Genomic DNA, 14,990 nt, shown 5'->3' with positions numbered 1-14,990 from the left:
TGAACGCCTTATCCGGCCAACGAAAACCAATATTTCAGGCCGGAAGAGATGCTCTAACATCGCATCCGGCACATTTCACTCACGCCGTTAACTTCACCGGCTCATCGCGAAAATCATCCGCCGGTTCCAGCTTAAGATTCAGCGTCGTCAGCAATTCACGCAGCTTCTCATGAAACTCACGCAGGGTGTGCTCCAGTCGCTCAACCACTTCCGCATCTTTTACCTGAACACGCGTCCAGTCACCTGCTTTATCAAACAGACCGAACTGGTAACTGTAGGTAAAACGGGATTCCTGCGCTTCCAGTTCCATCCACCAGCCCCAGAACTCACGCACTTCCGGCGCTGGTTTCACGTTGACGCATACAGCCAGACAATCGAAAAAGAATCGATTATCTTCGCACTTACCTTCACGAATATACGGGCCTAGTGCGGTAAATTTTTTGATCAATCTGCTTTTCGGGTGTCCACTCGGTAACGTCATTGCGATCTCCTGTTGTGATGCAACTGTTTTACCAAATTGACAAAATTTAGCAAATTTTTAACACAATCGCTTTTCGATCCAGTCAGTGATTTCCTGAAGCGCCTTGTCAAAATTCCGATACACGGGGTTAAACGGAATCTCTAACAATTTACCATCAGCAGATGACGACGTGATTAAGCGTGAGTCCTCTTCCGGGCTGAACGGATCGTTCTTCCAGTAGCCTGATAACATTGGCGTTGGGCAACGACGCCCCAGCAATCCTTGCACTTTTAATGAGTAGCGATTCAGCTCAACACGCAACGCTTCATCAGATGCATCATGCATTCCCAGTCGGCTTGCCAGAACGTCAAGATACATTTCTGGCACTTGTTGCTGGCACTTAAAATCACTCAGCAAAGTGTGAACCACCGGGCCAAGACAGGCCACCGCTTTCAAACGTGATGCCTCGAGATAAGCCAGGCGTACAGCAACGTTAGCACCAAAACGGAAACCAAAGGCTGCGACGCGCGTGTGATCCACCCACGGCACGTTAGGCAGTGCCTTTAAGACATGCTGATGCAGTAGGCTGGAATCCTGGGTGAGTTTCCATTTTGAGGAAAAACCGACCGAAGGCATATCAATAGTCAGCATCGCAATGCCGCGCGGTGCAAAATAGCGCTCATAAAGGGAGTAATAGTCTGTTTGCATCGCATCCAGACCACCACACATTAATACTGTCGGGAATGGGCCATCACCTTTTGGCATATGCAAAAAGCCAGTGATGGGCGCGCCCCCCGGAACGGTAAACTCCATTTGCCGCATTGTTCCAGGCAGACGTTGCGCAGCTTCTTCATACGCGCGATTTGACAACGCCTGTACCTGTTCAGCCAGATCATCGCCCTTCAAGTGCGGATAGGCGGCAATATTGTACAACGTAGCTGCGTGCAGCCAGTGACGCCCGCTGAGTTGCGGATCTTCTTCCGCACAGGCTTTCTGTTGCCACACCATCGCCTGGGTGGCCCACTCGTAAATCCAGTTGCCGCCGCGGTAGCCAATCACCGTATCGTATAAATCATTGTCGGTGCGTTCAGCATCGCTCATCACAATGCGCGCCTGAACGTCGAGGATTTCACGCGGATCAACACCGCGCCAGATCCACATCAGGCGGTTAATCATGCGATACCAATGAGGAATATTTTTGCCATCGAGGGCCGACTGCACCGACGGTTGCGCACCGTGGTTAAAACGGCGGACTAGCGTCGAGGTTTCAGGATGTTTAAAGCGGGGTTTGAACAGGGTTTCGCTCAGGTTAGCCTGTGTCATGGATGCAACCTCCAGGAATACTTACTGGAAGCTATTGTAACCTGCCTGACGTTAAAAAGAACAACGCCCGGCAGTGCCAGGCGTTGAAAAGGTTAGCGGCCAGAGATAGGCGGAACGAACACAACGCCCATATCCCACGGTTGCTCAATCCAGGTATCTTGTGGGATATCAACCACATAATCATCTACCAGAGGACGACCAGCCGGTTTCGCGAAGATAGTCACAAAGTGTGCTTTAGGATACATTTCACGAATCGCAACCGCAGTACCACCAGTATCTACCAGGTCATCAATGACGATAAAGCCTTCACCGTCACCTTCTGCGCGTTTCAGTACTTTCAGTTCGCGCTGGTTGTCGTGATCGTAGCTGGAAATACATACGGTATCGACATGACGAATACCCAGTTCACGCGCCAGTAACGCACCCGGTACCAGACCGCCACGGCTTACGGCAATAATGCCTTTCCATTGTTCAGAAGGCATCAGTCGGCTTGCGAGTTTACGTGCATGGATCTGCAACATGTCCCAGGTGACGATGTATTTTTCGCTCATGTGAAGTGTCCCAGCCTGTTTATCTACGGCTTAAAAAGTGTTCGAGGGGAAAATAGGTTGCGCGAGATTATAGAGATCTGGCGCACTAAAAACCAGTATTTCACATAAGTCCGCGTCTTTTTACGCACTGCTACTACCTGTCGCTAGATAAAGTGGTATTCTCAAACATATCTCGCAAGCCTGACTTGTGCTGACAACATTTTCTGCTAACCCTGTGACCTGCAATACTGTTTTGCGGGTGATCGACAAGGAGACTTAACGTGTCTGAACTGTCTCAATTATCTCCACAGCCGCTGTGGGATATTTTTGCAAAAATCTGTTCTATTCCTCACCCGTCCTATCATGAAGAGCAACTCGCTGAATACATTGTAGGTTGGGCAAAAGAAAAAGGTTTCCACGTCGAACGCGATCAAGTGGGGAATATCCTGATTCGTAAACCTGCCACCGCAGGTATGGAAAACCGTAAACCGGTTGTCCTGCAGGCTCACCTCGATATGGTGCCGCAAAAAAACAACGACACCGTGCACGACTTCACCAAAGATCCTATCCAGCCTTATATTGATGGCGAATGGGTTAAAGCGCGTGGCACCACGCTGGGTGCAGATAACGGCATTGGCATGGCGTCTGCGCTGGCGGTTCTGGCTGACGAAAACGTGGTTCACGGCCCGCTGGAAGTGCTGCTGACTATGACCGAAGAAGCCGGTATGGACGGCGCATTCGGTTTACAAAGCAACTGGTTGCAGGCTGACATTCTGATTAACACCGACTCCGAAGAAGAAGGTGAAATCTACATGGGATGTGCGGGGGGTATCGACTTCACCTCCAACCTGCATTTAGATCGTGAAGCGGTTCCAGCTGGCTTTGAAACCTTCAAGTTAACCTTAAAAGGTCTGAAAGGCGGTCACTCTGGTGGCGAAATCCACGTTGGCCTGGGTAACGCGAACAAACTGCTGGTTCGCTTCCTGGCGGGTCATGCGGAAGAACTGGATCTGCGTCTTATCGACTTCAACGGCGGCACACTGCGTAACGCCATCCCGCGTGAAGCCTTTGCGACCATCGCTGTCGCAGCTGATAAAGTCGACGCACTGAAATCTCTGGTGAATACCTATCAGGAGATCCTGAAAAACGAGCTGGCAGAGAAAGAGAAAAATCTGGCCTTGTTGCTGGACTCTGTTGCGAACGATAAAGCTGCCCTGATTGCGAAATCTCGCGATACCTTTATTCGTCTGCTGAACGCCACCCCGAACGGTGTGATTCGTAACTCCGATGTAGCCAAAGGTGTGGTTGAAACCTCCCTGAACGTCGGTGTGGTGACCATGACCGACAACAACGTAGAAATTCACTGCCTGATCCGTTCTCTGATCGACAGCGGTAAAGACTACGTGGTGAGCATGCTGGATTCGCTGGGTAAACTGGCTGGCGCGAAAACCGAAGCGAAAGGCGCATATCCTGGCTGGCAGCCGGACGCTAATTCTCCGGTGATGCATCTGGTACGTGAAACCTATCAGCGTCTGTTCAACAAGACGCCGAACATCCAGATTATCCATGCGGGTCTGGAATGTGGTCTGTTCAAAAAACCGTATCCGGAAATGGACATGGTTTCTATCGGGCCAACAATCACCGGTCCACACTCTCCGGATGAACAAGTTCACATCGAAAGCGTAGGTCATTACTGGACACTGCTGACTGAACTGCTGAAAGAAATTCCGGCGAAGTAATTATTTGATTTGCTGCCGGATGGCGTTTAATCGCCTTCCGGCAGTTTCATCCTTCATTATCCTTCGATAAATGCCATCCCTGTGAACGTTCGTCGTGGGTTGCCACGTTCAATCTGGTGATGGAACATTCGCCGCTGTGATTTCAGCACCGCGCTATTTTCCTGTTGCTGCTGCTCCAGCTTCCAGGCAAGCAGCAATCGCGCCAGCCGTTTGTTAGCATGCTGGCTGCGCTCTGACTGAACCTTCACGCTAATCCCGGTAGCCAGATGCGTGGCACGTACTGCCGAGTCGGTTTTATTGACATGTTGACCGCCCGGCCCCGACGAACGCAGCGTCTCATACCGGATCGCATCCGATTGTTCCTGCTCATCAGCGGTAAAACGCCCAATGCCCAGAAACCAGTTTTTGCGCCCATGATGAGGCCGATACGGACTCGGACAAATCCACTGAATAGTGCCACACCAACTTTCGCTTAACGCCCATGCGTTGTCGCCATCCAGAGAAACCAGCGCCGAACGCAGCGTGTCAGAGTCGCGGCCCGTTTCTGTTTCCAGCACCGTTACCGCGACGTCTTGTCGGGTAAAAACGACCAACAGAGAAGAACGCTGCGCCAATCGGGTAGCCGCGTCCGGGGTGTAAATCTGGCATCCCCACTACGCGCTGCATGTTGGGTAAATTTGCCGTGGTGTGTAATTGTTGGATCGCTAAACTCTCGATCCACAGGTCATCAGATGCGATGGTAAATACCGCATCGGATAAGGGACGAATATATTTGCCCATGTACCATTCCATTTATACTCGTCATACTTCAAGTTGCATGTACTGCGACTGCGTTCGTTCACCCCAGTCACTTACTTTAGTAAGCTCCTGGCGATTCACTCGCTTGTCACCTTCCTGCAACTCGAATTATTTAGAGTATATAAATATTAAAAATCAGGAAATGGCAGACGAATCCAGGGCAAGAAAAAAAGAATTAATCCTGGAAAGGTCTGCAAAGAGTCATTGATAAAGGATTTGTCATGATTTACCTCCTTGCAGTTTGTGGAATAAGAAAACGCGCACATATTAGTCGGGCGTTATTTTCATTGCAAGCTGGATTTAATGTTGCGGTTTATAACGCATATAAAAATTAATAAACCACGCTCCCCGGCATTCAACGCGCAGCTGCTTAACTGTCTGAAAACCATAACGTTCAAAAAAGGGTTTTGCGGTTATGCTTGCGTCCACCGTAAGTTCGGATTCAGACTTAATCAAAGGTTTTAACAAAGCGCTGGCAACCCCACGGCGGGTGTATTCAGGGTCAACAAATAACATATCGATATAGTGTTCAACGCAGGTAATAAAGCCGACCAGTTTTGCATTAATGACTGCAACCCGCACTTGTGATTTCGCGAGTTTCTCCTTCCAGCGAGATTCGTCAATCTGCGCCCAGGCGGCAATTTGTTGTGGTGAATAATGCTGACTGGCGGTCATCGTAACCGCTCTAATGAAAATAGCGCATAGTTGCTGAAAATCGCCAGGCTGATAATCTCTTATTTGTATGTTATTCATAATATAAATTCAAAAACGCATGCGAAACGCTTCTGCCATTTTTCCAATTTTATGCATTTGGTTGTTATCTCGAGCCAGTTTATGAGGTTCAGGCTTCAGAATGGCAATGAGCAACCATGCTTGCTCATCAAACGCACCCTGACAATATACCAAATGCGCTTCGTCATTCGTTCTGCTGAATTGGCGCAACTGTGGCGGAAATGGATTATTCACATTTGCCAGATGAATATGAGCAACTCGCTCAAATTTGATTAATGGCCAGGTAAACGAGTCGTCGTAGAGTGCATCGCGACCAAATATATCTGGCAAAACACCGTCACGCTTATAGGAAATAAAATCCGCCGTTAACGCATCAAGTTCCTCTGCTGTAAGTTGCAGGCGAATAAGTTTTGTTTTGAATACCCGCATCCTTATTCCTTAAAGTCATTGAAATCATCATCCGTCATATCATTAAGATATTGTTCAGCGCGGCGTGTAATTTCCTCTAATCTTGCAGCACTCGGACGAAAGTGCGCCTTTATGGGCTTTTTCTCCTCTTGTTCAGCAAGCATGTCCATTAATGCTTCAAATGCGCTGGCACTTAAGAGATATCCTGCGGGGCGATTATTAGAAAGAACCGCAACCGGTTGATCAATAAAGTATTTAGCTGGGTTTTTACGTAACTCAGTGATATTGACCGATTTTTCAGCGAGAATTCGATGCATACAGTGATCCCCTCATAATAATGCACACTATAATAGACATAATAGTATACATCATAATCCCAGCACCAGTTGTCTTTCCATTTGCGGGTCAAGCAACGTCACATGCAGCCCCACCAGCCGCACACCGCGCCCGCCGCGACGTTCATCCCAGGTTTTACGCGCGGTGGCGATTAAGTCAGCTTTATTCAGCCGCGGCCAGACGTGCTCCTGAGTGGTTTGCTGAAAATCATCAAACTTTAATTTCACTCCCTGACGGGCGATCAGCAAATCAGGTTTTACCTTTGCCAGACGGCGTTCAAGTTCCGGATACAGCCGCTCGATAATCGCTTCACATTCAGACCAGTGATGAATATCTTCCGCCATCGTGCGTTCCACGCCGACGGATTTTCGCAACCGTTCGCTGTTAACGTCGCGCTCGTCAATCCCCTGACTACGCTCCCACAAAATGCGGCCAAATTTGCCAAAGCGTTTAAGCAGAATCACCAGATCACACTTTTGTACATCACCGCAGGTTCGTAGCCCCATCGCTTCCAGTTTTGCCGCCGAGACTTTGCCTACGCCGGGAATTTTTGCCAGCGGTAAGGTTTGCAGAAATGCCGGAACTTCTGCCGGCGTAATCACAAACTGGCCGTTGGGTTTATTCATGTCGGAGGCGATTTTGGCGAGAAACTTGACCGGCGCAACGCCCGCAGATGCCGTCAGTTGCAGCTCGTAGAAAATCGTCTGGCGGATTTCCTGGGCGATGAGGGTCGCAGAACCGTGGCAATGGACGCTATCGGTGACATCGAGATAAGCCTCATCCAGTGACAACGGTTCAATGCGCGAGGTGTAGCGCGAGAAAATTTCGCGAATATGATTTGAGGCTTCTTTGTAGGCGTCAAAGCGCCCCGGAAGCAAGGTGAGATGTGGGCATAATTTGAGCGCCATCCCTGTCGGCATAGCGCTGCGTACGCCAAATTTACGCGCGGGATAATTGGCGGTGCTGATCACCCCCCGACGTTCGCGGCTGCCGCCAATAGCAATAGGGATATCGCGCAGGGCGGGATTGTCGCGCATCTCCACCGCTGCGAAAAAGCAGTCCATATCCACATGAATGATTTTACGCATTGCTCACCTCTCAACACTGGTAAAGTATACAGTGATTTCAGGGTTTGAGAAATGCGTAAAGATTCAGCATTTAACGCGTTCGCTGCGAAAGCACCTGCTGCTTATCCAGCTTTTGCACCAGTGGCTGCACCACTTTATCTCCATGCTGACCAAAGTATTGATACAGCGTATCGGACGCACTTTTGGTCAGCACCATAATCTCAATGCGCCGGTTGCCCGCGCTTTGCGGATTTTTGGCATCCAGCAGCATCTGGTCCGCCATTGCGCTCACCTGCATCACTTTATCTTCCGGCATTCCGGCCTCTTCCAGCACCCGACGAGCCGAAAGCGCGCGATCGCCCGAAAGGTTCCAGTTGTTGTAGATATTGTTTTTGTAGGCCATCGCATCGGTATGCCCGGTAATAATAATTTTGTTATCGAGCGAGTCGAACACTGGCGCGAGCTCCACCAGCAGCGTTTTAAAGAACGGCATAATCTTCGCGCTGCCACGTTCAAACATATTGCGGTTCTGGTCGTCTTTAATCAGCACGCGTAATCCCTGGGGAACAATCTCCATCTCCAGATTCGCTTCCATATGTGCATCACGGGCAATGGTGTTGATACTGGTTGCCAGCTCGCCAAGCTCGGTGGCGGATTTCTTCTTCAGCAGCGCCGTTTTCTCGTTGACGTCACGCACTTTTTTCTCCGTCTCTTCCGGCACCGCCACGGTGGCAGGTTTTGGCGGATGAGACGGGCTGATTTTATTTAACGGCGACAGCCCGCCGCCATTGAAAATCGACTGCCCGTGCAGCGCGGCGATAATGCTTTCACGCTCGGATTTACTGACGCTGTTGACAATCCACAGCGTCATAAACAGCGCCATCATTGCCAAAGTAAAGTCGGCGAACGCCACCTTCCACGCCCCGCCGTGATGCCCGGCATGATTCTTTTTGATCTGCCGCCGGACGATGGTGGTTTTTGCCCCACGCTCGCGGCGGTTACCCGTCTTTCTCATGCTTATTCTTGCTCCAGCATCGCATTCACCCACGCGTCGAGGTTAGCGAAGGTCGGTTTGGACGCCAGATGCAGCAGCTTACGCCCGGCGTCCACCGCCAGCAGCGTCGGTTTGCCGCCTGCCTGCGCCACCAGCACGGTGCGCACGCATTCCAGCAAAGAATGTTCCGCCCGCGCCTGTTGTTCCATGGCGTTGGCGAGCGGGTCCATCAGGCAGTAGCAGATAAACACGCCTAAAAACGTCCCCACCAGCGCCGCCGCCACTTTCAGGCCAATCAGGGCGATAGATCCATCAATCGACTGCATGGTGATGATGATGCCCAACACCGCCGCGCAAATACCAAATCCCGGCATCGCTTCGGCGGTACGTTGCAGCGAGCGCGATGGCGTTAACAGCGACTCTTCCGCGGTGTCCAGTTCCTGATCGAGAATGCCTTCCAGTTCATGGGCGTCAATCTTGCCCATCGCCATCAGGCGAAAGTTATCGGCAATAAAGGTCACCAGCCGCTTCTGGGTTAATACCAACGGGTATTTCTGGAAAACGGTGCTCTCTTCCGGCTGCTCAATATGCTGATCCAACATGCGCAGACCGCCGTTTTGTACCATTTCAAGCAACTCATACAGGCACATTAATAGCTGGCGCTGAAACTCCGGCCCGAGCTGTTTTTTACTGATCACACCTTTAATTTGATGGGCAATCTCTTTCAGCACATGTTTCGGATTACCAATAATCATCGCCCCGAAACCTGCGCCCAAAATAATGATCATCTCCGCCGGTTGCCAGATAGCCACTAATTGCCCGCCCGCTTCAAAATATCCGCCAAATACGCAGCCGAGCACCACCAGTAAACCTAATATTTTTTGCATGATTTTTTCACTTTAATTCGGATAGACAAAATCACGAATTTTCTGCGCGATCTGTTTATTCAGTTGACAAATTCGGGCCTCAGTTAGCCCTAATACCAGCGCAATCTCTTTGAGATTCATCTCATGCTGGTAATACATGGAGAGGATCAGTTGCTCTTTTTCGCTTAATTGTGAAAGCGCCTGTTGCAACATTTGCTGGGTGACAAACTGATCTTCCAGTTCCCGGCCAGCAAGCGGAATGCCAGGCCCTTCGCCGTTCAGCAGTTCGTCAAGGCTGGCGAGCGTTTCCGCCCCTTCCAGTTGCTGATATTCGAGATAATCTTCATGCGAGATCCCTTCCACGGCCAGTTCTGACCACTCAGGCTCGTGCCCCAGTTTTTTACGCGTTTCGCGAATCAGGTCTTTCATCTGATGATATTTCTGTCGCAGCTGGCGCGGTCGCCAGTCGAGAGCGCGCAGCTCATCCAGGATCGCGCCGCGAATACGGTGCACGGCATAGCCCGCAAAACCTTCGTCCGGCAGCCCGTAGCGGCGAATGGCGTTAAGCAGCCCTATTAATGCCGTTTGTTCCATGTCCTGACGATCAATAATGCAATTACACTGCGGGGCAAGGTGTCGCACCACTTTACGCACCAACGGTAAATAGGCCTGCAAGTAGTGGCTCTCCTGCTGCGGGGTTAATACCGGCGCGGCAGCAAATTCTTCTGACTCGAATACGTCCTGTAGCATGTTTATATCCGCCTGGTGATTACTGGAAGACCACTTTTTTCACCAGCAAATCCTTATACGGTGCACTCATTTTGCGACGCTGAAGATCTTTCTTTAACGCGTCAGAAATCAGTTTGCGGATGGCTGATATTTTCATGCCGCGCAAATCTTCAAATTTCATTTCCGTCAGGCATTCAACCGCAATACTTTGATACAGCGGCTCCTGATGTTTTATTTTTTCCGCTTCTTTGTCACTGGCGACCACCATCACTAATTCCGCCGACAAATAATGGTCCGCGCCGTTGTTGTCATGCAGCGTGACAATGGTTTCCGGCAACGTCACAAACACGCTTTTGCTTTCATCCAGGGTTTCCACCGCTTCCGCCCGTGCAACGGCCGTCGGTTTTCCTTTTCCGGCATAATGATGCCAGACACTCCATCCAGCTCCGGCCCCCACCACCAACGCCAGAACGGCGCTGACCACGCCCGCCACCACGATTTTCTTCATATTGCCTTTACACTTTGATCAAAACGGATTCGTTCTGTTGAAATTGAGGCGCATCATCAAGCTGTAAGGCGGCACTCACCTCTTCCTGCTGATGGCCCGACTGTTGTTGCTGCTGCGACTGCCCTTCGGAGGAAACCTGTACGTTCACCTCCATAAAATTTTGCGCCGTCAGATGCTGGCGGAGATCGTCGCTAAACTGCTGTAACGCGCGGCAAACTTCACTTTGGTTCGCGCCGATGTGCACCATCAGTTTGCCGTTGTCGAGTTGTACGGCGATCTCGAGCTTGCCAAGCGACGGTGGATCGAGACGGATGGTGGAGATCTGCTGTTGTTTGTTGAGCTGAAAGTGGATCTGATCTTTCAACAGCGTCGTCAGTTTTTCGCCCAGTTCGTCCATCGAAAGCGTGGCTGGTTTGGCGACAATCTCCTGATGATCGCTGACCAGCTCCGGCGTTTTAACCTGCAACACCGCACGCGCAATAACCGGTTCGCTGTCTGCTACTTTTTCCGTTTTACGCTCGACCTGCGGGCGTACGGTCACACGGGTTAGTTCAGGTTTCGGGCGAGCTGGCTGTGTTGAGACGCGCGGCTGCGTCGGCGCAATGGCATGTAAATCTTCACTGGCGTAAGTCGCTAATCTGGCCTGCTGTTCGGGCTTCGCCTGCGGCAACTGACTGATCAGTTCCTGCAACTGCGGCGGCAACGGCGTGAGTTCCTGCTGTTGCGTCGGGCGTTGCGGCGCGTTTTGCACCACCGCTTTCGTCAATTGCTGGATAACCGGCGATGTTGCGACGTTTCGCGGCTGCGGCGTGTCCTGATGCGGCGCGGCAGATCGCGGAAGTAACAGCGCCATTAGCGCCTGCATCGCCACCGGATCGTTCTCCTGCGGGCGCGTCGCCTGTTGCTGACTGGTTTTAGCGCTATGAACGCGCTCCGCCACCGCCGCGACCGCCATTTTCGGCAGGGTAAACGCGGGCGCGTTTTCACCGCTCACCGGCGGTAAAATATCCGCCTTCAACGAAGCGGTTTCCGCAAGCGTTCCGAGCGTGGCAAGCAATGCCGGATTCATGACTTCTCCGAAAGTAAATTAACAATTGAGTAGGCCAGTACGCCTTCCTGATGCCGCTGATGCTGTTCCATACGCGCCTTCAACACTTCTGCGCGCTGCTCGCGCCGTTTAATCAGGGCATTAAACGCGTCATACAGCCGCGCCTTCACCGCATCCAACTGCGCCGCGTCGGTTTCCGCCGCCGCGTAATCGTGAAACTGGCGCATCAACTGCTGATGCAGTGCCGGAAGGCGTCGCCAGCGTTGCTTGTCGAGGGCTTCATTCATCGCCTCAACCAGCGCGAAAAGTTGCCTGCGTTGTTTTTCCATCGTCTTAACCCAGCTTGCCCGAAAGCCCTTCCCAGCCTTCGCGCAGGTTGCTTAAGATCAGCATCACTTCATCGATTTTCTCTGCCGACAGTTCGCCGCTGGCTTCATACAATCGGTAAACGCAGTGGTCATAGAGTCGCGAAAGGTTGACCACCAGCTCGCCGCCAGTTTCAAACTCCAGCGAACTGGTGAGCGCATTAAGAATGTCGATGCATTTATTGATGCTCTGGGCTTTCTTCTCGAAACGCCGCCCTTCAATATGGCTTTTGGCGCGTTCCAGCTCGTCCATCAGGCCAGAAAACAGCACCAGCACCAGTTCCAGAGGCGATGCCGCCGCAGTACGCGCCGCGAGATCGATCTCTTTGTATTGCGAATAACCATCCTGTACTTCATACATCTTTAGGGATATTCCTTATGAATTACGCGAATGCCGCCATGCTGGCTTTCATGGTGTACACCTCAACCAGCGTGTTGGTGTACTCCTCCAGATAACGGTCGTAGTTGGCGTTATAGGTATCGGTCAGCTGATCGCCTTCGTCCTGAATTTTGCTCATCTGATCGTCAATGTTCTGCTGGCGCAGGGTGATGATGCCGTTGCTGGAGTCCGTGTAGGTGTTAATCAGGTCGTCCATCTGCGCCACCATGCTGTTGTCACCAACGAAAATAGACGTCAGGCCATCAGGATTTTTCGCCATTTCGTCGCTGAACTGGTCGGAGTCGATCTGTAAGTGGCCGTGAGAATCGAGGGTGATGCCATAGTCAACAATCGACACGCCGTTGTAGCTGGCATGGGCGATGTCATCGAGCTGGTTCGCCAGAGAACTGAGTCCTGCGTCGCCTGCAAATACCCCGGCGCTGGTACTGTCATCACCGTGAGTGGTCAGCGAATCAACCGTATCAATCAAGGTGTTATAGGCATCAACAAAGGTCTGTACTTTCTCCTGGCTGGCGCTGGAATCTTCGCTGATGTTAAAGGTGGTGAGATCGCTGTCAGAATCGCTGACTTCGGTGAAAGTCATGGTGACGCCGGGGATCACATCATCAAACGTATTGCTGCTGTTGGTGATCTCTGGCCCTGTGGCGCTACCGAGATGAATAATCGCGTCCTGAGCGGAGGAAACATCCGTGGCAACGGGCGCGCTGGCGCTATCGTTGCTGGCGTCATGCCCCGTTACGCTCACCGAAAACGCGCTCTGCGCCCCGGTGCTGTCTGAGGTCAGCATAATCGTGGTGGTGCCGTCGGTTTTTACCAGTGCCGCCGACACGCCCGGATTGTCATCGGAGTCGTTAATCGCATTCACCAGTTCGCTGGCGTCGATAAAACCGTCGCCATCACCGTTCTGATCCGCCGCCGACAGATCGATATCCATGGTGCTGTCGCCCATCGTCAGTTCAAAAGTGCCGGTGGCGGAAAAAGCGTCGTCGCCCATACTGAACGTGGTTTGCTGCCCCTGCGCCAGTTGCTCAACGAAAAATGAGTAGCTTCCCGCCTGCGCCTGCGAGTTAGCGGAAACAGTTGCCGAGTCATTATTGCTGGTGGCGGCAAACGTCACCGGGCCGTCGGTATCGCTGTTCAGCGCATCGACGGCGCTCTGGAAATCGCTCAACGCCGAGCTGAGCGAGTCCAGGCCGCTGCTTTCAGCATCCAGCTCCGTTTGCTTCTCCTGCAAATTTGCTGCCTGAGTGGCGACATCTGCATAAGCGATTTCTTGCGCAATGGTTCTTGGGTTGATCATTGATGACTCCGGATAACGATGTCAGGTTATTGGCAAAAGGCGTGCCAATATTTTTTATGTGAATAATCAATAGATTGAAAAACATGCGGAAATGGCGTTTCCGGCCTGGCGGAAGAGTGTCTGCCGCAGAAAGCACAACACCGCCCGCAGGCGGTGTTGTTCGTGGCCGGATAAGGCATTTACGCCGCATCCGGCAATCCCGCACTACTGCAGCAGGCTGGAAACCATGCTGGACATGCTGTTGGACTGTTTCAGCATGGTGATACCAGTCTGCATCAGCACTTGCTGTTTGGTCATATTGGACGCTTCCGTCGCGTAGTCGGTATCCATGATGTTACCGATAGCAACTTCGGTGTTGTCCTGCATGCTGGTCAGGTTATTAGCCGTGTCGTTCAGACGGTTGATAGACGCACCCAGCTTGGACTGGATCTGCGAAACATCATCCATCGCGGTAGAAATGCTGGTGATCATCTGGTTAGCCGAGCCAGACGCAGTCAGTTCAGTACCGCCAGACACGCCTGCAGTGCCGGTGGTGTCTGCCTGATCCGCACTAAAGGAGTTGCTGATAGCAGAAAGGTCAGTCACCAGCGTGTTCAGTTGGCTTGAAATGTTCACGGTCATGGTGTCGGAAGATTCCGCGCCCACCTGGAAAGTTACCGCGCTCTGGAACAGGCCGTCAGTACCGGTGTTGCTGGTGCCGGAAACACCGAACAGGTTGGTGCCGCCGTAAGTGGTGTTTTGCAGCATGTCAGACATCTGCTGGCCCAGTTCGTCGTATTCGTCCTGCATCGCCTGCAGGTCGTCATCGCTGTAGGTGCCGTTCGCTGCCTGAGTAGACAGGTCTTTCATACGACCCAGCACGTCAGACATTTCATCGAACATGCTGTCGGCGGTTTGCAGCATCGCGGTGGCATCATTAATGTTGCTCAGCGCCACGCCCATACCGCTGGACTGTGCAGTCAGACGGTTAGCAATTTGTTTGCCCGCGGCGTCATCGGCAGAAGAGTTAATCCGGTTACCTGTCGCCAGGCGTTCCATAGATGTAGACAGAGAAGAGCTGCTTTTGCTGATTGCATTAACGGCGGCCATTGAGGCGTTATTGGTGTTAATAGATAACATGATACTGCTCCTTGGGATTAATCGTTTTCATTTCGATACCCTGTAAAAACGACACCTAAGGAGCAAACTTAAAATCGCCGTTAAAATTTTTTCGCCACATATTATCCGATGCCACTTTTAGCTAAAAAAAGCAGAAGTTAAATTCAGATAAAAAGATTATTAGCAATATCTGCCACATGGCCAGGTGTCAAAATATGTCGTTATCAATTGCTTGATATGATTAAGATTACTTTCAGTAAAATCGTTTTTTTCTCAATGTACTGATGCC

The 14,990-nt window shown here is 51.5% G+C and carries 17 protein-coding genes and 2 pseudogenes; 1 reads left to right on the top strand and 18 read right to left on the bottom strand.

The window, feature by feature from the left end; all coding sequences use genetic code 11:
• Positions 1–79: 79 nt before the first annotated feature.
• From crl to gpt, 3 genes are all read right to left on the bottom strand, one after another.
• Positions 80–481 (bottom strand): sigma factor-binding protein Crl, encoded by a 402-nt coding sequence (crl, locus tag FFT88_RS06145; protein WP_135404391.1) that lies wholly within the window; start codon positions 479–481, stop codon positions 80–82.
• 57 nt (positions 482–538) lie between these two features.
• Positions 539–1,783 (bottom strand): esterase FrsA, encoded by a 1,245-nt coding sequence (gene frsA, locus FFT88_RS06140; RefSeq protein ID WP_130218398.1) that lies wholly within the window; start codon positions 1,781–1,783, stop codon positions 539–541.
• A 92-nt stretch (positions 1,784–1,875) separates the two neighbouring features.
• Positions 1,876–2,334 (bottom strand): xanthine phosphoribosyltransferase, encoded by a 459-nt coding sequence (gene gpt, locus FFT88_RS06135; protein WP_001291990.1) that lies wholly within the window; start codon positions 2,332–2,334, stop codon positions 1,876–1,878.
• Between the two features lie 260 nt (positions 2,335–2,594).
• Here gpt and pepD point away from each other — a divergent pair, with 260 nt between their 5' ends.
• Entirely contained in the window at positions 2,595–4,052 is a 1,458-nt protein-coding gene (gene pepD / locus FFT88_RS06130) for a cytosol nonspecific dipeptidase (protein WP_001293009.1), read from the top strand.
• Between the two features lie 56 nt (positions 4,053–4,108).
• Here pepD and prfH read toward each other — a convergent pair.
• From prfH to lafA, 15 genes and pseudogenes are all read right to left on the bottom strand, one after another.
• Positions 4,109–4,630, bottom strand: a pseudogene (gene prfH, locus FFT88_RS06125) (peptide chain release factor H); the annotation flags it as partial.
• A pseudogene (locus FFT88_RS06120) lies at positions 4,629–4,832 on the bottom strand (RtcB family protein); the annotation flags it as partial. The pseudogenes prfH and FFT88_RS06120, both read right to left, overlap by 2 nt.
• A 318-nt stretch (positions 4,833–5,150) precedes the next feature.
• Positions 5,151–5,603, bottom strand: coding sequence for a GNAT family N-acetyltransferase (locus tag FFT88_RS06115; protein WP_135404389.1), 453 nt, complete (start codon positions 5,601–5,603; stop codon positions 5,151–5,153).
• A gap of 9 nt (positions 5,604–5,612) precedes the next feature.
• Entirely contained in the window at positions 5,613–6,011 is a 399-nt protein-coding gene (gene yafO, locus FFT88_RS06110) for a type II toxin-antitoxin system mRNA interferase toxin YafO (protein WP_001263491.1), read from the bottom strand.
• A gap of 2 nt (positions 6,012–6,013) precedes the next feature.
• Positions 6,014–6,307 (bottom strand): type I toxin-antitoxin system antitoxin YafN, encoded by a 294-nt coding sequence (gene yafN, locus FFT88_RS06105; RefSeq protein ID WP_135404388.1) that lies wholly within the window; start codon positions 6,305–6,307, stop codon positions 6,014–6,016.
• A 51-nt stretch (positions 6,308–6,358) separates the two neighbouring features.
• Entirely contained in the window at positions 6,359–7,414 is a 1,056-nt protein-coding gene (gene dinB, locus FFT88_RS06100) for a DNA polymerase IV (RefSeq protein WP_135404387.1), read from the bottom strand.
• Between the two features lie 70 nt (positions 7,415–7,484).
• Complete coding sequence (gene lafU / locus FFT88_RS06095) at positions 7,485–8,408, bottom strand: putative lateral flagellar export/assembly protein LafU (RefSeq protein WP_135404386.1); 924 nt, start codon at positions 8,406–8,408, stop codon at positions 7,485–7,487.
• Between the two features lie 2 nt (positions 8,409–8,410).
• Complete coding sequence (motA, locus tag FFT88_RS06090) at positions 8,411–9,274, bottom strand: flagellar motor stator protein MotA (protein WP_001169519.1); 864 nt, start codon at positions 9,272–9,274, stop codon at positions 8,411–8,413.
• Between the two features lie 12 nt (positions 9,275–9,286).
• Positions 9,287–10,003, bottom strand: coding sequence for a FliA/WhiG family RNA polymerase sigma factor (locus FFT88_RS06085; protein WP_135404385.1), 717 nt, complete (start codon positions 10,001–10,003; stop codon positions 9,287–9,289).
• A 19-nt stretch (positions 10,004–10,022) separates the two neighbouring features.
• On the bottom strand, positions 10,023–10,490 hold the full coding sequence (locus FFT88_RS06080; protein WP_130218410.1) for a flagellar basal body-associated FliL family protein: 468 nt from the start codon (positions 10,488–10,490) through the stop codon (positions 10,023–10,025).
• A gap of 7 nt (positions 10,491–10,497) precedes the next feature.
• The gene (locus FFT88_RS06075) at positions 10,498–11,559 is read right to left on the bottom strand and encodes a flagellar hook-length control protein FliK (protein WP_135404384.1); all 1,062 of its coding nucleotides are present in this window, start codon (positions 11,557–11,559) and stop codon (positions 10,498–10,500) included.
• Positions 11,556–11,867 (bottom strand): flagellar protein FliT, encoded by a 312-nt coding sequence (locus FFT88_RS06070; RefSeq protein WP_135404383.1) that lies wholly within the window; start codon positions 11,865–11,867, stop codon positions 11,556–11,558. Before FFT88_RS06070 ends, FFT88_RS06075 begins: the two co-directional genes overlap by 4 nt.
• Before the next feature lie 4 nt (positions 11,868–11,871).
• On the bottom strand, positions 11,872–12,264 hold the full coding sequence (fliS, locus tag FFT88_RS06065; RefSeq protein WP_038355497.1) for a flagellar export chaperone FliS: 393 nt from the start codon (positions 12,262–12,264) through the stop codon (positions 11,872–11,874).
• 22 nt (positions 12,265–12,286) lie between these two features.
• Positions 12,287–13,603, bottom strand: a complete 1,317-nt coding sequence (fliD, locus tag FFT88_RS06060; protein WP_135404382.1) for a flagellar filament capping protein FliD — start codon at positions 13,601–13,603, stop codon at positions 12,287–12,289.
• Positions 13,604–13,807: 204 nt separating this feature from the next.
• Positions 13,808–14,722, bottom strand: a complete 915-nt coding sequence (lafA, locus tag FFT88_RS06050; protein WP_000949083.1) for a lateral flagellin LafA — start codon at positions 14,720–14,722, stop codon at positions 13,808–13,810.
• Between the last annotated feature and the right edge of the window lie 268 nt (positions 14,723–14,990).

The organism is Escherichia sp. E4930 (assembly GCF_005845405.1).
In the GTDB taxonomy this organism is placed as follows: domain Bacteria; phylum Pseudomonadota; class Gammaproteobacteria; order Enterobacterales; family Enterobacteriaceae; genus Escherichia.
The sequence above is the reverse complement of the archived record's forward strand: the minus strand, read 5'-3'. Positions and strand labels throughout refer to the sequence as shown.